Source organism: Natrialba magadii ATCC 43099 (assembly GCF_000025625.1).
Taxonomy (GTDB): Archaea; Halobacteriota; Halobacteria; order Halobacteriales; family Natrialbaceae; genus Natrialba; species Natrialba magadii.
Window position 1 is genome coordinate 99,454 of record NC_013923.1, and the last position, 19,220, is coordinate 118,673.

A 19,220-nucleotide genomic window follows, 5' to 3' on the forward strand; every position below is an offset into this window, starting at 1 on the left:
CGAATCCAGTGAATGGTGTTTATTGTGTCGATGGTTGTGAGTGTACCTGATGCTCGATTCAGATCACGTTTCACGCCGTACGGCACTGCGGTTGTCTCTCGCGTCTGGTGTTGCAATCCTTGCTGGCTGTGCAGATGATAATGATGAGAACGACGTCGATGACGAGAACGATGTCGACGATGAGAACGGAGTCGAGGACTGGGAAGATATCGACGAGTTCGTTTTCGAGGGGCGAGTCGAAGCCTGGACTGGCGTCGAACCAGATATAATCGAGGACGAAGACAACCCGACACTCACCCTCATCGAGGGTGAGGAGTACGACTTCCGATGGATAAACGCCGACGGAGTGACGCATAACCTCGAAATCAGGGACGGAGACGACGAGATTATCGACGACTACCAGTCCGAGGACGTCACCGAAGAAGGTGAAGAAACGGTGCTCGAGGGAGTCGTTGCCTCCGAAGATATGGACGTCTACATCTGTGACTATCACGAATCGACGCAAGTCGGTGACATCGAGGTAGAGTCCGCCTGACGCCCTCGATCCTGTCCGCTATCCCTCGAGCTTTCCGGAAAGCACCTTCGCCGCTGTCAGGACCGGGTCCCAGACCGGGCTGAACGGTGGTGCGTACGCCAGATCGAGATTCTGCAGTTCAGTGACCGTTAGCGAGGCGTGGAGCGCGGTCGCAACCGTATCGATTCGTTTCGTCCCCTTGCGGCCGACGATGCTCGCACCGAGCACTCGTTCGCTCTCGCGGTCTGCGACGAGCGTCACTGTGAGTTCTGTCGCACCCGGATAGTAGTGTGGTCGCGTCGGCGCATCGATCGTCACCGACACCGGATCGAAGCCGGCTTCACGTGCCCGTTCCGCATCGAGGACGCCCGTCCTGGCCGCTCCCAGTTCGAAGGCCTTGACGATTGCTGTGCCGGCCGTTTTACCGATCTGGGCTGGCTCTCCTGCAACGGTTGCACCAATCGCTCGTCCCGCCCGATTTGCCGTAAGCGCTAGCGGAACGTGATCCGGTTCGCCGGTCACGACGTTCGTTGCTTCGGCACAGTCGCCCGCAGCGTAGACCGACTCGTCATTGGTCCGACCGAATTCGTCGGTCGCGATGGCTCCCGTCGGGCCGAGTTCGATTCCCGCGTCCTCGGCGAGTTCGACGTTCGGTGCGACGCCGACACCGACGATCACGATATCCGCCGGGACGGGGTCTTCGTCCCCTTCGACTTCGACTGCGTCGACGGCCTCGCCACCCGAGAATCCCTGCACTGCCGTCTCGAGCTGGAGGTCGACGCCCTGGTCACGGAGGTGGCCCTCGACGATCCGAGCGGCCTCCTCGCCGAAAGGCTGGAGCGTTCGAGGCAACATCTCGAAGATGGTAACGTCGATTCCGTGCTCGGTGAGCGCTTCGGCCATCTCGATGCCGACGTAGCCGCCGCCGACGATGGCGGCAGTTGCCGGCTCCTGCGTATCGACGTACCGTTCGATCGCATCAGCCTCGTCCATACCGCGGAGCGTGAACACGCCATCGCGGTCGAAGCCGTCGAATGGTGGAACGATGGCCTGTGCACCAGTCCCGATCAGGAGGTCGCCGTACGGCTGTTCGAACTGCTCGTCGCCCGTGGCGACGGTGACTGTCTGCTCGCCACGATTGATCGAAACGACTTCGTGGCCGGTCCGAAGATCGATGTCGCGCTCCTCACGGAACGTTTCCGGTGTCATCGCGACGAGATCATCGAGTTCGTCGACAGACCCCTTCACGTAGTACGGCATTCCACAGGCTGCATAGGATACCCACGACCCTTTTTCGAAGACGATCACTTCTCGTGACGGATCGTCGCGTTTCGCCTTACTTGCGGCACTCATTCCGGCTGCGTCTCCACCGATCACGACGAATGGGTCGGTCATAGCTCACAGTATGCCATCGTCCGTATAAAGAATTCCGCGGGTTGCCCAACACTGGGAACACATTCAGCAGGGGCTGTTTCGTACACGGGTCGTACTCGAGTCCACCCTGTCCACTTGCTCGTTGCGAGCGAGTCTGCTGTGGGAGAGTTGCTGTGGGAGTGGCACAAACCGTCTGCCGTCCGGCCCATCAGACACCGGGTCCGGTCCAGTGGTGCGTTCGAATACGAGCTAGACTAACAGTTGAACGTCCGACTCGGCCATATGCTGGATGGCGGTTGCTGCACCGACTCCCGTCGTAACGCCGTCGTAGAAGTCGTCTTCGTCGTAGTCCATCAACTCGATCGTCATCTGGCAGGCCTGCAGATCGACGCCGCTCTCGAGTGAGAGGTCGATGAGTTCCTCGATCGTCGCCGTGCCGTTCTCGTCGATCTTCTTTTGCATCATGCGCGTTGCCATCGCGTCCATTCCTGGGAGGGCGGCAAGCGCGTTCGGCATCGGCATGTTTGGATTGCCGACGGCGCTCAGCTTCAGGTCTCTGGAGTTCTCCTCGTGGAGGATATCGAGTCCCCAGAAGGTGTGGAAGACGATGACTTCCCAGCCGAAGGCCGCAGCCGTACTCGCGAGGATTAGCGGCGGGTACGCCATATCGAAGCTCCCCTGGGTGGCGACGATTGTCATCTTCTTCTGGTCCTCGTTGACTTCGGTCTCCAGCGTGGCGACTTTCGACTCGAGTTCGTCGATCCGAGCGAGGAGTTCGGCGTCGCTCGGTGAGCCGTCGCCGGGTGCGCTGTCGGTGTCGGAACCGGTCGCTGCCTCGGTCTCGGCTGTGCCGTCCGTTGCTGTGGGGGTATCGCTACTCATATTACGCCGTTTTCTTCACGAAGTGCGTGTAGAGCTCGTCACCTTCCTGCTGATCGAGCAACTCGACGCCGTCGGTGCCGTCTGCCCAGCCCTGAATATCGCTCATGCTGCCCGAGTCGGTCGAGATGACTTCGAGCACCTCGCCAGCACTCAGGTCGTCGATCGCCTGTTTCGTCTTGACGATCGGTATTGGGCAGGACTGTCCTTTCACGTCGAGCGTCTCCGTGGTGTCGTATTCCGAACTCATAGTCTGTTTCTGCTCTGTATTGGAGCTACCACACAATATAATCTCTGCCCATAAAAGGATATTGGTCATTGCACAGTATCCAAACTACCGCCTCTCAGGGGACTGGTGGCTGCCTCCTGCATGTGTCTATACAGGATCCACTCTATTATTCACTGTCGACCGACGAGATTGTATTGTACTATCTGTAAAATTTTGCTCGGATGCTGAGCGCTGTGGGACAGTACTCTGCGTTGGACACCGTGAACACGTGAACATCTAACTGCCGCACATCGGCTGTAACCCGTGATACCTCTCGAATATACCGATTTGATCGATTTCAGATCAGCCGTTCACAAGCATTCGAGGAACGCTTCGACCGGTAGCACGGAGAGAATTCACCCGTGCTGGGAGATCAGGGACTCGAGTGTCGCACGATCCTGTGCGCCAACCATGCGTTCGACTGGTTCACCGTCGGCGTAGAGGATGAGTGTTGGGACACCTCGTGCACCGAGCTGCTGGGCGAGTTGCTGGTGCTGATCGACATCGACCTTCGCAACTGCTGCGTCCGTCTCGGCGGCCAGTGCTTCGATCGTCGGCTCTATCATCTGGCAGGGGCCACACCAGTCGGCATAGCAGTCGACCAGTACGACATCGTGAGTGTCGACGACGTCAGTGAGGTGGGCTTCGCCCTCGATCGCGATCGGTTCTGTTGGTGTCGCTGGCTCTCCAGATGCCGATTCGTCTGCACGCAGTTCGCCGCCGTTCTCGAGTCGCTGCTGGAGTTCTCGTTTTTTCTGCTCGCGGATCCGTTCCCGCTCGTCGTCCAGTGAGTCACTCATGGAGTATGGCTGTCGCTACGGCGTCCGCAATCATAAGGATTGCGTGAGGCGAACAATACTGGTGTGCTGATCGCTGGAGTCCCACTCGATCCACTAGTCGCTGGCGCTGTCCGTGCTCAGCCACCTACGGCACTAGCGAAACGGCCTCCGAATTAGTCGCTGGAGGCGAGACGGCACCGGATCGTATCGTTTCGCGAGGAATACAGTCCCACTCGCGTGGCGGCCAACTGCCTCGGAAATCGTTCCAAGCACTGCTCGTTGAATAACTCCGCCACGAGAGACGCCAAGCAACGTGATGTCGTGGTCTACGGTTCGGTCCGTGATCGCGCCAGCGACGTGGTCGTCGACGACGACGGTACGATGGAGATCGGTCCCGCTCTCGAACTCGCGTGCGGCGTCACGCAGCAGTTCACGCGCGGCCGTCTCGCTTCGTTCCGGTTCGGTTTCTGCCCGAACGTGTAGCAGGTGAACAGTTGCATCGTGCTTGCTGGCAATCGCGGCTGCCATCTCGAGTGCCAGCCCGTCGTGTGGTCCGCCAGCGACGGGCATCAGAATCGAGTCGACAGTCGGCTGTGGCGTCTGAATTCGCTTGACGAGGACGTCACAGGTTGCCTTTCGGAGGACGGTATCGATGTAGCTCCCCAGAATGACGTTCTGTCGCGGCGGCCGTCCGCGCCAGCCCAGCAGCGTCAGTTCGACGGGTTCTTTCTCGATTGCGCCGAGAATCCCACTCGTGACGCTCCGTGCGAATCGTACCCGCTGGTCGACTGGAATATCGTGTTCGGCCGCGGTCGCTGCTGCGTCTGCGAGCATCTGTTCGTCATCGTCCTCCAGCAGGCGGTCACCGGCATCGAGCGGTAACTGGTCCGGCACGGCGACGACGTAGATAACGAGAATCCGCAACGACCGCTCGGTAGCGATGTCAGTTGCGGTGTCCATCAGTCGCGTTGCCGTTTCTTCGTTCGCCACCGGAACGAGTAACGTCTCCTCAGTTGTCGTCGTATTGGCTCCCATGTCGTGACCGTTTGCGTTCCATCGCTATCATCTCCCACCGTGTCCTTGCCGGCGTCGTTCGGTTTGTGAATTCAGGACGACCGACAGGCCAGCCACAGATGAACGGTACATTGAACACAGTTGGCATACTCTACGCAGTCGTCGATGGATTCGAGTACGAACACGAAATCCGGCTCCGTCCTGACGTATCTCGTTCTCGGTGGGTGTGCGATCGTTGCTGCGCTCGTCTATCTTGGGCTCGTCCCACAGGCGGCGCTCACAGGGAATGAATCGCGTGCAATTCTGTATCTCGTTCTGGGATGGGTCCCGTATACGATCGTGTTCTACGGGATTGGTCGGCTCTTTACGTCTCCAGAACAACTCCCAAATATGCGCGCCGCGGACATTGGACTGGCAACGTTCCTCCTGTTGCTCTTGCTCAGTCTCGGCCTCGATGCGTGGGGGTTCACCCCTGAGCAAGTCCCTGAAGCACACGTGCTCCAGGCAGTCGGCATCTTCCTGGGGCTGGCGCTGTTCGGCTGGGGACTGGGCCGCCGGTCGAACGCGATCATGGCGGCTGATAGCGACGCTGTCCGAACCGATCAGAAACCGTAGATTCGGCGTTTCTGGCCTGAAACGCCAGCCAAAAACAACCTATAGTAGCCACTGAAAGTCAGTACACACCTGATCGCCAGACTGCTCGGCGATCAGTGTATAAACCGTTTCAGTTGTTACTCTATTCGTCGAAGTCGACCTGCCCGACTTGCCCATCGCCAACGACGAGTACGTCCGTCGGACTGTGTCGAGTTACACCATCCGTAACACTCCCAAGCATCATCCGACCGATCCCACCGCGCCCTCTCGACCCCATGACGATGAGATCGGCGTCGATTTCGCCTGCGTACTCGAGTATCTCGTGTACTGGCGTCCCCGTTCGAACCTCCGCCGTCGTCTCGATCCCGCGCTCGGTCGCACTCGACTCGAGTTCGGTGACGAACGACTCGGCGCGGCCGGTGAGCGTTTCGGCTGCACTCGAGTCCTCGCCGGGGAAGCGAACGGAGCCGAGCGGTCCGAGTTCGACGACGCAGATGATGGCGACGGGGCAGTCGAGCGTTTCTGCGAGGTCGAAAGCGGTTTCGGCGGCATCGGTTGCGAAGTCGCTGCCGTCTGTCGGAACGAGTAGCTGATCGTACATACGCTTTCTTCTCGATAGAGTGGGATAAACACGGGTGTTGGCGCGAACGTGCCGTCTTCCGATTCCTCTTCCCGGTGCTGTGCTGTCCCTTCCCGGTACTGCGTTGACTGCGCTTCACTGCCTGAGACAGTTCTCTCCTCACAGATTCCATCTCGTACAGCGGTCCGACACCGGAGAAGTCACATTGCACCAATCTGGGAATACCCACAACGACTTTTGGCCTCGTGACCGTGTTTCTACCTACGATCCACATGTACGACCGCCTGTTGCTTCCGACGGACATGAGTGCCGGCGTCGACCGCGCAATCGCACACGCAATCGATGCCGCCCAGCGATACGACGCAGAACTGCACATCCTGTACGTCGTCGACGCCGACGCGTACAGTTCCTACCCAGGTGATGAGTACGTCCACGAATTCGAAGGTCTCGAGTCGGCGCTCGAACAGGCCGGCGAGGATGCACTCGAGGAGGTCGCTGGCGCGGCCGCCACCGCCGACGTCGAGACGACGACGGAGATCCGACACGGCGTTCCCCACGAGGAAATCCTCACCTACATCGACGACGCGGACATCGATCTCACGGTCGTCGGTTCCAAGAACCGTTCGGGGGAGTATCGCCAACTCCTTGGCAGTGTTGCAGAACGCGTGGCGACGCACGCCGAGCGACCGGTGACCATCGTCAAAACACCGGTCGAGGACGAGTCCTGAGCGACACACCGCTGAACGTACCTTTTTATCGTTCGTTATCGTCGAGTCGGTTATATGCACGTTCTCGTTCCGATTGACGACTCCGACCCAGCAATGAAAGCTGTCGAACACGCCGCCGAAACCTACGCAGATGGCACCGTGACGCTCTTGCACGTCATCAATCCCAGAACCGGCATGTACGGTGACGAAGCACTGTACGCATACGAGGCGATACTCGAGTCCCAGCAGGAAGCGGCCGCGGACCTGTTCGAGCGGGCGAGTGAACTGGCAGCAGCGCACGACTGTGACGTCCACACGGAGTCGATAATTGGCTTCCCGGCCCGTGAAATCGTCTCGACCGCGGCCGAGGAGGACGCCGACCACATCGTCATTGGGAGTCACGGCCGAACCGGACCGTCGCGTGTTCTCCTCGGAAGCGTTGCCGAACAGGTGGTTCGTCGAGCGCCGTGTCCGGTAACGGTCGTGCGGTAACCGCCGAGCAGACGTTCGAACCAACTCTCCGGTGACTCGCTATGGTCACAGCGTGACCGACCTGCCAGCTATTAGTATATAAATAGGCGATACATTCCGCCAGCAGTTACTCGCGTCTTATCGGTGAGGGAGGAGTATGGATGCAAACGCAGAGGACGCTCGACTCAGCGGAACGTGAACACCGCCGCGTCGAGGAACGCGAACACCGCCGCGTCGAGCGACCGAGGACAGGGTTATACGGACCACCTCGAACGCAGTCAGCGGGTGTGGGATCGGTGGAGCGACTGGTACGGACTCAGTGAGAAAGATTTCGAACCAATACGGGAACGGGCAATCGACCGGTTGGATCTCCAGGACGGTGACCACGTCCTCGACGTTGGGTGTGGGCCCGGCGTGAACTTCGCGTACAGCCGTTCGCAAATCGGCTCTGAAGGGCAACTCGTCGCCGTCGACTACAGCCCGGCGATGGTCGAAAACGCCACCGACCGCGTCGACCAGTACGGCTGGGAGAACGTCGAGGTCCGGCAGGCAGACGCGACGACTGTCGACTTCGACGAGCAGTTCGACGCCGTAATCGCGACGCTTTCGTTAGGCGTGATGCCGGATGCTCACAGCACAATCGAGAACATCTATCGGCTGCTTGCCCCCGGAGGACGACTCGCCGTCGTCGATGTCCGACCGGCGCCGAGCGGTCCACTTCGGCTCCTGAACCCGATTATTTGGCGGGTCTTCCGCTGGTACGCGAACTGGAATCCTGAAAACGACGTTACCGAATCGCTCCACCACGTGTTCGACGAGTGTGAACTCGCGGAGACGGTGTTCGGGACCACCGCGTACGCGATGGACTGTCGAAAGTCGAACGGCTCCGACCGATTCGGAGGCTGCTGCAGTCAGTCGGATATTGACCGGTGATGGGCCAGTGATGGGCCAGTGATGGTGGCAATCAGACGGAATAGGTCGAACTGCGAATGTATGTGCAGACCCCTCCTGTGACCGAGCGACCACTCCATCCGTGCGGGCGCTGGCATTTTTGATCGTTCACTCTGCTCCCCCGTCGCTGGAGACCCATCAACGACTCTGTCACACCGTCACTGGTGGCTGTTCGATTACTCTGTCACACCGTCACTGGTGGCTGTTCGACTATTCTGTCACACCGTCACTGGTGGCTGTTCGACTATTCTGTCACACCGTCACTGGTGGCTGTTCGACTATTCTGTCACACCGTCACTGGTGGCTGTTCGACTATTCTGTCACACCGTCACTGAACACTCTCAAGCACCTGTTCGACCGCGTTCGCCTCCCCGCGACGCAACAACTCTGAAGCTGTCGAAACCGCACAGCCGAGTTCGTCAGCAACCGCTTCGATGCCGTTCTGCCGCGGAATTTCGTAGAAACCCAGCTCCCGGGCAACCTGCAACGCCTCCACCTGCCGACCGGACACGGCTGGACCAGCCGTCGTCACGCGATTGCTCGCCCACAGAACGTCGACACTCACACCGTCCGCAAGTTCGTCTATCACCCCCGTAAGATCCGATGGGTGCCCGACGATGGTCATCCGAATCGTGCGATCTGATCGGATCTCGATCGGTGGCACGATAACGACAGTCTCTCGTGAAAGCGCACCGAGCAACGACAACCCCTCGGCCTCGAGTTCCCGGCGCAGATAGAGAAAGAAGCCATCGCTCGTCTGTGTGATATCGTACTCGAGTACTGTGTCGAGCGAGTCAAGAATTGAGTCGTAGGCGTCGGGGTCACCGTCGACGAACGAGGTGAGCGTTTCGATGCCATCGGTTGTTTGCCCGCCGAGGATCACCTCACGATTGATGTCTGGTGATGTGGCAATCTTCTCGAGGATCGGTGGTGCTGTCTCCCCATTGTGACCCAGCGAGACGCGCACGGATTTCATTGTTCATTGGACGATCACACGCGGAGACCAGTTATAAATTCCCGATACTCCTCGCGAGCAACGCCGTTGGAACCGGTTCCCGTCTTCGGCTCCGACGTGAGTGTCCGCTAATCCCGAAACGCGTTCGTTACAGGGTTTCCTTATGATTCTGTGGCTACTTCCTTCCGGCCCGAAACCCGATCCGGGTCGAGATAGTAGCTCTCGAACGTTACGTCCTCACGCGGTTGCTCGAAGATATCTACCCGTGGGAGATCGATCGCCCACATTCCTTGCACGATCGATGACTCGTACGGTTTATCACTGAGTTCGGCTAACTGGCCCGTTGCAACGACGCTGTGCCACCCGTCCGGCGTTTCGTCGTGCACGACGAACGAGACGTGTCGGTCGATCAGGTCGTGTTTCCTGCCTCCGGGCGTGAACGACAGCTGAAAGTAGAGGACGGATTCGTCCTCATTGTAGCCGTACGAGACCGGAATCGACACTGGCGGTTCGTTTTTCTCGGTCGCGAACGAAAGGACGCCCGTGCCGCCACTTCCGAGGAATTCGTCTCGCTCGTCGTTGCTCAGTTGGAGCCACCGAAGTCCTTGCATAGCACAGGCTATGCGCTCCAGTAAGAAAATACTCGTCAGCCAGTCTTTAAAACCGGTCGCGTTTCGTTGCTAGTTGAACGCAGCGGCGACCAGCAACGGGAAGACGAGCGTCGCCTCGGCCTCGATGAGCGTGTGGTTCGTCTCTTCGTCGTCCTTGATCTTGCCCCAGGAGACGGCTTCGTTCGGCGGCGCACCGGAGAGCGAGCCGTCTCCTTCCATTCCAGTCGAGATGTAGATCGCGTGGTCGGCACCGCCACGGAAGAGGTTCGTCATAATTGCGTGGTGTTTCGGAACGCCACCGCCGACTGCAATAAGCCCGGTTTCGTCTGCCAGTAACCCGTCCTCGATCAGTGAGTCGTAGTCGTCGAGGATTTCGATGCCGACGTCGGAATCGTATCCCTGCCGATAGTAGTAGAGGAAGTTCCCGACTTCAGCGTCCGTAAGCGCTGGACAGTAGACGGGAACGTCGTTATCCGCTGCTTGCTTCAGCACCGAATCCTCATCGTCGAGCGTCTCCCCGAGTTCACGGGCGAACGCCGTCGGCGTCCGAACCTTCTCCTCCGCGAAGAAGTCGTCGAAGAAATCATAGAGGTACTCCTCGAGCCAGACGTACCGATCGGAAGGAACGTAGATATTCCCGAGTCGGTTGATTCCGCGTTCGCGCAACTCCGCTTCGTCTGCGTCCCACTCTCCCATCTTGAACGGTTTCTCCGTCTTGATCACGTCCTCGGTGAGCGAGCCGGACGTCGTAATGATCACGTCGACATACCCTTTCCGGACGAGCGCGGCGACGACTTCTCGCAGCCCTGAGGAAATAATGTTCGAGGTGAACGTGAGATAGACCGTCGCGTCGTTCTCCTGCATCTTCTCGGCAATGTCGATCGCTTCGGCGAGCTGTGTCGCCTGGAAGCCGGTCGTTGCGTACGTCTCGAGTAACTCCCCGAAGTCGAACTCGCCACGGAAGTCGTACCCGCGTACGTCTGCGCTTGTCAACTCGTCCTCGCTCCCGGGAACCACGTGATCGCGTGAATCGTCGGCCATATTCCCACAGATGGGCTTGGCCGGTTTGAATCACGCGGCTTCCGTTCGCGGGTTTCGGCTTCGGGTAGTGCACCCTCACGGCAAACGACTATACACGGCCCGCACGTGTGCCTTGCATATGGTCGAACAGCATCTCCCAGCACTCGAGGGCGAGCGCGTTCAGTACAGCGGCGATACCTGGGAGCTGACGGGTGAAATCGACATCAAGCAAAACGGCGAACTGATCCACGCGAAAGCACGGACCCCGGACCGGGTCCGAGGTAGCACGAGTCTTCTGGGCTTCACACTCGAGAGCCCACCTGCCTCGCTTAATCCTGGCAATCCCGGAAATCTCTCCGGCGAACTCGAACAGAACGATACCGGTTACGAACTCGTTGTCCGCAGACCGCACGCAACGACGCGGTACAGACTCAACAATCTTCGATCGACGTAGGTGGCTGCCTCTCCTGGTTCTCGGCAGCACCGTTCTTTCGAAGCCTTCAGCGAACACAGTCTGTTGTACGGGTGTTGAACGGGAGTGTTGACCTCTCCTTGTGGCTGACACGTTTGCAGCGATATTGCTGCTGGTGCTTTCGGGAACAAAGAGATGGTTTGGGATGACTGGTGTTTCTGTCACCACTCTCCACTCTCGGTGTCTGTGACCGCATCACTCGGATGGACTGAATCCGTGTGCTTAAGTAGTGGACGGCACAACGATCTGATCCCAACAAAGAACTGATGCACCACTCCGCGTAAGCGTGAGTGGGAAGGGTCAATGCAGGCCGGCCGTCTACCGGCGTGCAGATGAGACCGTGTGTACGTGTAGTCCAGGCGTCCACTGGACCCGTTCCCGGGTCACGATATGCTACATTCTATGTAGCGCCGATCCGATGAACGTGGCTACTGTGCCAGCTGGTGGATCGCTCGGCTTGAGAGCTGAAGACGGACGTGCCAAGCTGCGATAAGCCTCAGGGACCCGCACGGAGGGAAAGAACTGAGGATTTCCGAATGGGAATCCCCACCGCAATTGCTTCGCGCAATGGGGAACGCCGAGAACTGAAACATCTCAGTATCGGCAGGAAAAGAAAACGTAACGTGATGTCGTTAGTACTGGCGAAGGAACGCGATACAGTCCAAACCGAAGCCTTCGGGCAATGTGGTGTTCGGACTGACGATCACTCTCCGAAACTCGACACGAAGTCTCTTGGAACAGAGCACGAGACAGGGTGACAGTCCCGTACTGTCGACGAGTAAGAGACGAGTCAGCTCCAGAGTATCGGGGGTTGGATATCCCTCGTGAATATCCCAGGCATCGACTGGGAAGACTAAACACTCCTCAAGACCGATAGCGAACAAGTAGTGTGAACGAACGCTGAAAAGCACCCCACAAAGGGAGGTGCAATAGGGCGTGAAATCAGTTGGCGATAGAGCGACAGAGCATACAAGGTCCGTCGAGTAACGACCGAGACGCGAGTCTCTAGTAGGAATCGACGGAAGCCGATGTTCTGTCGTACGTTTTGAAAAACGAACCAGGGAGTGTGCCTGATTGACGAGTCTAACTCGAGAATCGAGGAAGGCGTAGGGAAACCGACATGGCCGCAGTCTTACGACGAGGGCCGCCGTGTTCAAGCGCGGGGAGTCAATCGGGCACGACCCGAAACTGGATGATCTAGACGTGGGCAAGGTGAAGCGTGCCGAAAGGCACGTGGAGGCCTGTTAGTGTTGGTGTCCTACAATACCCTCACGTGACCTACGTCTAGGGGTGAAAGGCCCATCGAATCCAGAAACAGCTGGTTCCAACCGAAAGATGTCGAAGCATCACCTCTGCCGAGATAGTTCATGGGGTAGAGCGACGGATTGGGGGACCGCACTCCGAGAGGAGTGCGCCCCCCTGTCCAACTCCGAACCTATGAACGTCGTTCGACGCAGGGAGTCCGGTGCACGGGGTAAGCCTGTGTACCGTAAGGGAGACAACCCAGAGCTGGGTTAAGGTCCCAAAGTGTGGATTAAGTGCGATCGAAGGTGGTCTCAAGCCCTAGACAGCCGGGAGGTGAGCTTAGAAGCAGCTACCCTCTAAGAAAAGCGTAACAGCTTACCGGCCGAGGTTTGAGGCGCCCAAAATGATCGGGGCTCAAATCCACCACCGAGACCGAGCCGTACCCCTGACAGGGTAATCGCGTAGGTTGGCGTTCTGTTCGGGTGGAAGCACGGATGAGAATTCGTGTGGACCGTTCAGTAACGAAAATCCTGGTCATAGTAGCAGCGTTAGTCGGGTTAGACCCCCGACGGCCGAACGAGTAAGGGTTCCTCAGCAATGCTGATCAGCTGAGGGTTAGCCGGTCCTAAGTCAGCCCGTAAGTCGAAGCTGACAACAGGGAAATAGGTTAATATTCCTATGCCGGTATGCAATAAAAGTTGACGCTTTGGGGCCACCCAGGCTGGGCCTTCGCCCAGTTGAACAGTCGAAGAGCGTGGAAGCCGTAATGGCACGAAGCGATCGAATGGCTGGATAACGTAAGCTGGGTCAACCCAGAGCCCGTGAAAAGACGAGCATACTGTCCGTACCGAGATCCGACACAGGTACTCATGGCGGCGAAAGCCAAGGTCTGTCGGGAGCAACCGACGTTAGGGAATTCGGCAAGTTAGTCCCGTACGTTCGCAATAAGGGATGCCTGCCTCGGAAAGAGGCAGGTCGCAGTGACTCGGGCGCTCCGACTGTCTAGTAACAACATAGGTGACCGCAAATCCGCAAGGACTCGTACGGTCACTGAATCCTGCCCAGTGCGGGTATCTGAACACCCCTTACAAGGGGACGAAGGACCCGTTAACGGCGGGGGTAACTATGACCCTCTTAAGGTAGCGTAGTACCTTGCCGCTTCAGTAGCGGCTTGCATGAATGGATCAACGAGAGCGCCACTGTCCCAACGTTGGGCCCGGTGAACTGTACGTTCCAGTGCGGAGTCTGGAGACCCCCAAGGGGAAGCGAAGACCCTATAGAGCTTTACTGCAGGCTGTCACTGAGACGTGGTCGCCATTGTGCAGCATAGGTAGGAGGCATTACACAGGTACCCGCGCTAGCGGGCCACCGAGCCAGCATTGAAATACTACCCGATGGTGACTGCGACTCTCACTCCTGGCGGAGGACACTGGTAGCCGGGCAGTTTGACTGGGGCGGTACGCGCCTGAAAAGATATCGGGCGCGCCCCAAGATTTCCTCACCCGCGTCGGAGACGCGGGAAAGAGCGCAAGAGCATACGGAAGTCTGACAGTGTCCGGCACAACGACGGACGCTGACGCGAAAGCGTGGTCTAGCGAACCAATTAGGCTGCTTGATGCGGCCAATTGCTGACAAAAAAGCTACCTTAGGGATAACAGAGTCGTCACCCGCAAGAGCACATATCGACCGGGTGGCTTGCTACCTCGATGTCGGTTCCCTCCATCCTGCCCGTGCAGAAGCGGGCAAGGGTGAGGTTGTTCGCCTATTAAAGGAGGTCGTGAGCTGGGTTTAGACCGTCGTGAGACAGGTCGGCTGCTATCTATTGGGGGTGTTATGGTTCCTGACGGGAACGTTCGTATAGTACGAGAGGAACTACGAATGGGTGCCACTGGTGTACCGGCTGTTCGAAAGAGCACGTGCCGGGCAGCCACGCACCACGGGGTAAGAGCTGAACGCATCTAAGCTCGAAACCCACCTGGAAAAGAGGAGCCACCGAGGCCACTCGTAGAAGACGAGATCGATAGACTCGGGGTGTACGCGCCAAGGCAACGAGGCGTTGAGCCCGCGAGCACTAATCGGCCAAGCCACACATTCATACATATCGCATTGGATCCGTGACGCGAGAACGGGTCCGGACGCAAACTGGACTACACGTACAACACGGTCTGAAGAGACCACTGAGACTGGTGTCAGATAGTCACGGTTCGATTCCGTGGATCAGCGTTAAGGCGGCCATCGCGGCGGGGTTCCTCCCGTACCCATCCCGAACACGGAAGATAAGCCTGCCTGCGTATTGGTGAGTACTGGAGTGGGAGACCCTCTGGGAGAGCCGATTCGCCGCCCCTACTCATACTCCATACTTACGCCCTGCAGAGTGCCAACTCTGCGGGGCGTTTTGCATTTCTGGACGTGAAGTCGTTATTGCCAACACTACTAGTACCGCTGTTGCTTGAAGAAAACCGATCTTCGTACAATTGGGATCGACGTCACTGTTCCCTCCTGCTTACACAGCTTCGAGGAGAAAGCCCACGACTTCAGTACTGGGAGTAGTCACTCCTGTTCGAGTTCCGTTCGCAATCGAATCCGTACTCGAGTACCGCATCCTGGGTCGTCACACTGTTCGATGGTGAAGGTGCCACCGAGTCTGTCGATGCCCCATTTGATGAGCCAGAGGCCAAGGCCACTGCTGTGGGTTGTCGCCGAAACGGTGCCGTCGAGGACCGCTGTTCGTTCGTGCGTTGGAATGCCGGGGCCATTGTCGGTCACGATAAGCTCGATACGCGAGTTGGGTGTGTGTTTGGTGGTAGTGATGTGGACTTGTGGGGGGTGGGATGTCGTGTGTTCGATGCCGTTCTCGAGTACGTTTTCGAGGACGAGCGTTAGCAAGCGTCTGTCAGCGGCGACGATCGCCGTTGAGGGGACGTCGACGGTGATGATTGCGTCGGGATATTCTGATCGGAGGTTACTGACGACGGTCGAGAGCACGGCTGGGAGTGAGAGTGATTGTAGATCGAGTGGCTGGGAGAGGAGCTGGTTGACCATCCCGGCGTCGTTGGCGAGGTCGATCAGTTCAGTAGATTGGTCCTGTATCTGTTCGGCGAGTTTCTGTGTTGGTCCGTCGAGTTCGGTGACGAGTTCTGTCGCGTACCCGTGGACGATCTGCATATCATTTCGCAGATTGTGACGCAGGATCCGGTTGAGTACGTCCAGGTGCTGTTTGGTCTGCTTTTGGGTTGTGATCTCGGAGGAGACGCCACAGGTTGCGGAGACTGTCCCCGTTTCGTCGAACAGCGGAGTAATCCTGGTGAGATACGTTTGGTACCCTGCTGTGGTGAGTCGTTTCTCTTCGAACGTCAGTGATGATTCGCGTTCCAGAACGTCCTGATCGCGTGCTCGAATTTCTGCGGCAATCGCATCGGAGACGACTGTTTCTGGTGGGTGTCCGACAACTGGCTGCTCGCGCGAAATTCCGTATCTGGTGCGATACTCCTGGTTGAGGAGAACGAACCGACTGTCGGGATCTCGAATCCAGACTGCGGCTTCGACGTTATCGAGGAGGGCGTGTAGCTGTGCCGTTGTTTCCTCGAGTTCGCGTTCGCGTTCCTTTTGTGCAGTAATATCACGGAAAACAACGGTGAGCCCGTTGTCGGTTGGGTAGATGTATTCGGCATACCAGCGGTCCTGTGGCTCGTAGTATTCTTCAATACGCCTCGAGCCGCCGGTATCTAGTACATCGTGGTAGTGGTCGTAGAAACTGGTCGTACTGATTGCTGGTGTGAGTTCCTGAAGCGTGTGGCCAATCAGGTCTGCGGGTGGACGCTGAAAGAACTTCTGTGCACCCTCGTTCGCGTACGTAATGGTCCACTCGGTGTCGAGGACGATAATACCGTCAGAGAGCTGTTCGAGCACTCCGGCAGAGTTTTGATCGAGCTGGTGTGTGAGCTGGTGGTGTTCATACGATGCTGTGGCCTGTGCAATCTGTTCGACGAGTTGTTGTCCTGCGTCGGGTGATGTCCGTGGAACGTATCCAGTGACGCCGGACGCAATGGCCTCGCTTGCGAGTTCCTCGCTGCCATTTTCTGGAAACAGGACGATCGGCAGTGCCGGATACTGAGAACGAATCGCTGTGAGCAGGTCGAGGCCATCCATCTTCGGCAGCTCGTGATCGGTGACAACGCAGTCGATGGCTGTTGTTTCGAGCCGCTCGAGTGCACGTTCAGGATCGGATTCGTGTTCGAGTGTAAGGAAGACGTCCTCTATGGTGTGAAATTCGGGGTAGTCGGCGAGTGACCAGTCTGAACCGACCTGTAGTACGGTCGCTGTTTTGGCGAGGTCACGAAGTTCGGAGGGAATACTGGTCATTGCATCTGTGTTTGTTGGAAGATACTCGACGAACGGTGTACTAGCAATGTGTTTACACGAACATGGTATATACTATGCGGCCAATATGTCCATTCTGTTACTAGTTTGGTTCGGTCGGAATATGATATCGTATCACCAATCCGTACAATGATCTAGCACAGGGCTGTGTTGGCTGGGGGCAGTGTGAGTTGTGTCACACCCTAAATGTTGCTGGCATGCCATTTCCGAATCGTCGAATCGGTCATGAGATTTATATGCCAGTGCTACCTTTCACTTGCCAGGCGCATGACCAATGACGGAACGAAATGGCTCTCCGACAAGTGAGCAGTCGGAGGTGCTTGTCGTTGATGACGAGCCACGACTTGCGGATCTCTTCGAAAGCTGGTTGTCTGCGGAGTGGTCTGTCAGCACTGCCTATAGTGGTAAAGAGGCACTCGAGAAGATCACTGACACGGTAAACATCGTTTTGCTCGACCGTCGGATGCCAGAACAGTCCGGCGACGATGTTCTCTCTGCGATCCGTTCGAACGGCTATGACACGCGGGTCGTGATGGTAACTGCCGTCGATCCGGATTTCGATATCATCGAGATGGGGTTCGACGACTATCTTGTCAAGCCGGTGTCGAAGGATGAGCTCATAGCCAGTGTTGAAGACGTTCTCGGCCGGGCTGCATACGAGTCGTCGATCCGGGAGTATTACTCGCTCGTCTCGAAGCGTGCCCTTCTCGAGAAGGAGAAAGCCGAACACGAACTCGCTGAAAATCCGGCATATCAGGAACTCACGGTTCGTATCGAGGATATTGCTGCAGAAACCGATCGGACGATCGCGCGTCTCGAGGACCATACCGACTTCGCCGATGTCTTCCGCGATATCGACTCTGGCACGGACAGCGTTGGCGATCATCGCTCACACGGTTCGGACTGAGCGGGTACCGGGCTCTGATCTTCGGTCTCTGGCCCGTTGTCTCTAATCGAGAGACCCTCGTCCTACTTCTCGCTGGAACTGGTCTGTAATGGGGTGTATTCGCGCTCAAATCTGCTCCCAGGCGTCATCGTCGTCGGGATCTGGCAAGTCTGTTTTCGTGATTTCAGTCGTCGTATCCTCTTCGTCACCTTCTCCCCTCTCCTCGCTCTCGGGAACATCGACAGTTTCCGTCGCTTCTGGGTTCGACTCAGCTCTTTTCTCTGGTGTCTCTGTGGTGCCGTGAGCCGACGGTGCCTGTGGGTGTTGCTGGCCGGTCGTCTCGGATACTGCGGACTCGTCATGGTTGATTTCGACGGTCGGCCACGCCGTTTCACCCCAGCCGCCACGATCACTGTAGTAGTAGACGACATCGCCGTTAACGGCCGCAAACAGGTCTCGTTGCGTATCGTGGACGACGCGCTCGTTCGTATCGATGGCGACGTCGACGACGTCCTCCAGCGTCTCGAGTTCGAGATGATGCTCGCCGATCCACATCGGTATCGAGCCCCTGGAGATCCACTCGTCGTAGCGTCGCTCGTGCATCCGTCGTTTGGCGTCCGAGACATCAACATTCGATCGTGCTGCAACGAGTGTCGCTCCCGTTAGCGAGAGCACTGCGAGCAGGGCTAGCAGACCGACACCAGCCGTATTCGTTGACTCCTGTACTTCCACCGGTGCTGTCTCTGGGTTCGTGTCTACGATTTCGTGGCTGCCCTCGAGCCAGTATGCGTTCCCAGTCAGCGTCAGTGGTGTTGCATCACTTTCCATACCACTGTTCGAGGGCGTTTCGTAGGCGCGTTCGATATCGATTGAGACAGAGACGTCTCCAACGCCATCGAGCGTCTGTTCTAACTCGGTCGTCCGTTCCCGGATCGTTCGCACATCAACTGTCGCTGCAGTGCTTGCGTGTCCGTCCTCGACGACTGCCGTCTCGTTGCGTACCACGTCGCGGTCGCTCCAGAATACCTCGCCGTTTCGTTCGGCTTCGTAAACCACTGCTAGTTCGTGAGTGACGGTCGCCTCGTCGAGTGGCTCACCGGAATCGGTGAGCGTCGTTTCCGCTGTAATCGTTAGCTCGGGGGTGTCGTTGTACGTATAGACTGGACTCGACTCGAGTGTCGTTCCGTTTTCCCACAGCCCGTCCTGAACGACGGTGGCGCTCGTGGAGACGCTCGTCTCGATGTGTTCTTCACCGACTTCCTGTGTTACTGTTGTTGTGGCTGGTGTCGCGACGACCCACCCTGTCAGCACGAGCAGTGCGAGGCCAACGACGAGGAGTATGAGTACAAGCCGCTGGCCGTGTCTGGCGGCAACCAGGTCGAACCGCGGATTATCGATCATCGTAGTCTCCCTCACTCGTCAGTTGGACGAGTTTTCCGTTTACGCCGAGTTCCTCGACTGTCTGGCCAGTGAGTGCGGAATTCGTGTGAATGTCTGCGTGTCGGGACTCATAACGATAC

18 protein-coding genes and 2 rRNA genes are annotated in these 19,220 nt (G+C 57.8%); 9 read left to right on the top strand and 11 right to left on the bottom strand.

Annotation, left to right across the window (positions count from 1 at the left end):
* Window positions 1-49: 49 nt before the first annotated feature.
* On the top strand, window positions 50-535 hold the full coding sequence (locus tag NMAG_RS17945) for a cupredoxin domain-containing protein (protein ID WP_004267000.1): 486 nt from the start codon (window positions 50-52) through the stop codon (window positions 533-535).
* Window positions 536-553: 18 nt separating this feature from the next.
* Here NMAG_RS17945 and NMAG_RS17950 read toward each other — a convergent pair whose 3' ends face one another.
* The 5 genes from NMAG_RS17950 to NMAG_RS17970 form a co-directional block, all read right to left on the bottom strand.
* Window positions 554-1,909 (bottom strand): FAD-dependent oxidoreductase, encoded by a 1,356-nt coding sequence (locus NMAG_RS17950; protein WP_004267001.1) that lies wholly within the window; start codon window positions 1,907-1,909, stop codon window positions 554-556.
* 228 nt (window positions 1,910-2,137) lie between these two features.
* Window positions 2,138-2,770: a DsrE/DsrF/DrsH-like family protein gene (locus NMAG_RS17955; protein WP_012996891.1), complete on the bottom strand. Its 633-nt coding sequence runs from the start codon at window positions 2,768-2,770 to the stop codon at window positions 2,138-2,140.
* Between the two features lies 1 nt (window position 2,771).
* Window positions 2,772-3,017: a sulfurtransferase TusA family protein gene (locus NMAG_RS17960; protein WP_004267003.1), complete on the bottom strand. Its 246-nt coding sequence runs from the start codon at window positions 3,015-3,017 to the stop codon at window positions 2,772-2,774.
* A gap of 374 nt (window positions 3,018-3,391) precedes the next feature.
* Entirely contained in the window at window positions 3,392-3,835 is a 444-nt protein-coding gene (gene trxA / locus NMAG_RS17965) for a thioredoxin (RefSeq protein WP_004267004.1), read from the bottom strand.
* Window positions 3,836-3,967: 132 nt separating this feature from the next.
* Window positions 3,968-4,849 carry a universal stress protein gene (locus NMAG_RS17970; protein ID WP_004267005.1) on the bottom strand — a complete coding sequence of 294 codons (882 nt, stop codon included), beginning with the start codon at window positions 4,847-4,849 and terminating at the stop codon, window positions 3,968-3,970.
* 144 nt (window positions 4,850-4,993) lie between these two features.
* Between NMAG_RS17970 and NMAG_RS17975 the strand changes: the two genes are divergently transcribed.
* Window positions 4,994-5,443, top strand: coding sequence for a hypothetical protein (locus NMAG_RS17975; RefSeq protein WP_004267006.1), 450 nt, complete (start codon window positions 4,994-4,996; stop codon window positions 5,441-5,443).
* Window positions 5,444-5,564: 121 nt separating this feature from the next.
* Here NMAG_RS17975 and NMAG_RS17980 read toward each other — a convergent pair whose 3' ends face one another.
* On the bottom strand, window positions 5,565-6,023 hold the full coding sequence (locus NMAG_RS17980) for a universal stress protein (RefSeq protein WP_004267007.1): 459 nt from the start codon (window positions 6,021-6,023) through the stop codon (window positions 5,565-5,567).
* A 251-nt stretch (window positions 6,024-6,274) separates the two neighbouring features.
* Between NMAG_RS17980 and NMAG_RS17985 the strand changes: the two genes are divergently transcribed.
* The 3 genes from NMAG_RS17985 (at window position 6,275) to NMAG_RS17995 (ending at window position 8,113) form a co-directional block, all read left to right on the top strand.
* A complete protein-coding gene (locus tag NMAG_RS17985; RefSeq protein ID WP_004267008.1) occupies window positions 6,275-6,730 on the top strand; it encodes a universal stress protein in 456 nt (151 codons plus the stop codon).
* Window positions 6,731-6,784: 54 nt separating this feature from the next.
* On the top strand, window positions 6,785-7,201 hold the full coding sequence (locus NMAG_RS17990) for a universal stress protein (RefSeq protein WP_004267009.1): 417 nt from the start codon (window positions 6,785-6,787) through the stop codon (window positions 7,199-7,201).
* 174 nt (window positions 7,202-7,375) lie between these two features.
* Window positions 7,376-8,113: a class I SAM-dependent methyltransferase gene (locus NMAG_RS17995; protein ID WP_004267010.1), complete on the top strand. Its 738-nt coding sequence runs from the start codon at window positions 7,376-7,378 to the stop codon at window positions 8,111-8,113.
* A 346-nt stretch (window positions 8,114-8,459) separates the two neighbouring features.
* Here the strand turns inward: NMAG_RS17995 and NMAG_RS18000 are convergent, their stop codons facing one another.
* The 3 genes from NMAG_RS18000 to NMAG_RS18010 all read right to left on the bottom strand — a co-directional run bounded on the left by NMAG_RS18000 (window position 8,460) and on the right by NMAG_RS18010 (window position 10,738).
* Window positions 8,460-9,107, bottom strand: a complete 648-nt coding sequence (locus NMAG_RS18000) for a helix-turn-helix domain-containing protein (protein WP_004267011.1) — start codon at window positions 9,105-9,107, stop codon at window positions 8,460-8,462.
* 140 nt (window positions 9,108-9,247) lie between these two features.
* Window positions 9,248-9,697 (bottom strand): pyridoxamine 5'-phosphate oxidase family protein, encoded by a 450-nt coding sequence (locus tag NMAG_RS18005; RefSeq protein WP_004267012.1) that lies wholly within the window; start codon window positions 9,695-9,697, stop codon window positions 9,248-9,250.
* A 69-nt stretch (window positions 9,698-9,766) separates the two neighbouring features.
* Entirely contained in the window at window positions 9,767-10,738 is a 972-nt protein-coding gene (locus tag NMAG_RS18010) for a deoxyhypusine synthase (RefSeq protein ID WP_004267013.1), read from the bottom strand.
* Between the two features lie 118 nt (window positions 10,739-10,856).
* Between NMAG_RS18010 and NMAG_RS18015 the strand changes: the two genes are divergently transcribed.
* From NMAG_RS18015 to rrf, 3 genes are all read left to right on the top strand, one after another.
* Window positions 10,857-11,171 carry a hypothetical protein gene (locus NMAG_RS18015; protein ID WP_004267014.1) on the top strand — a complete coding sequence of 105 codons (315 nt, stop codon included), beginning with the start codon at window positions 10,857-10,859 and terminating at the stop codon, window positions 11,169-11,171.
* A 437-nt stretch (window positions 11,172-11,608) separates the two neighbouring features.
* Window positions 11,609-14,527: ribosomal RNA gene (locus tag NMAG_RS18020) — 23S ribosomal RNA — on the top strand.
* A 131-nt stretch (window positions 14,528-14,658) separates the two neighbouring features.
* A 5S ribosomal RNA gene (gene rrf, locus NMAG_RS18025) occupies window positions 14,659-14,780 on the top strand.
* Window positions 14,781-14,984: 204 nt separating this feature from the next.
* Here the strand turns inward: rrf and NMAG_RS18030 are convergent.
* Window positions 14,985-16,796: a hybrid sensor histidine kinase/response regulator gene (locus NMAG_RS18030; protein WP_004214207.1), complete on the bottom strand. Its 1,812-nt coding sequence runs from the start codon at window positions 16,794-16,796 to the stop codon at window positions 14,985-14,987.
* 292 nt (window positions 16,797-17,088) lie between these two features.
* On the opposite strand from NMAG_RS18030, the gene NMAG_RS18035 reads away from it, so the two are divergent.
* Window positions 17,089-17,721 carry a response regulator transcription factor gene (locus NMAG_RS18035; RefSeq protein ID WP_004214208.1) on the top strand — a complete coding sequence of 211 codons (633 nt, stop codon included), beginning with the start codon at window positions 17,089-17,091 and terminating at the stop codon, window positions 17,719-17,721.
* Window positions 17,722-17,826: 105 nt separating this feature from the next.
* Here NMAG_RS18035 and NMAG_RS18040 read toward each other — a convergent pair whose 3' ends face one another.
* Complete coding sequence (locus tag NMAG_RS18040; protein ID WP_004214210.1) at window positions 17,827-19,101, bottom strand: DUF5305 domain-containing protein; 1,275 nt, start codon at window positions 19,099-19,101, stop codon at window positions 17,827-17,829.
* Window positions 19,102-19,220: the final 119 nt, after the last annotated feature.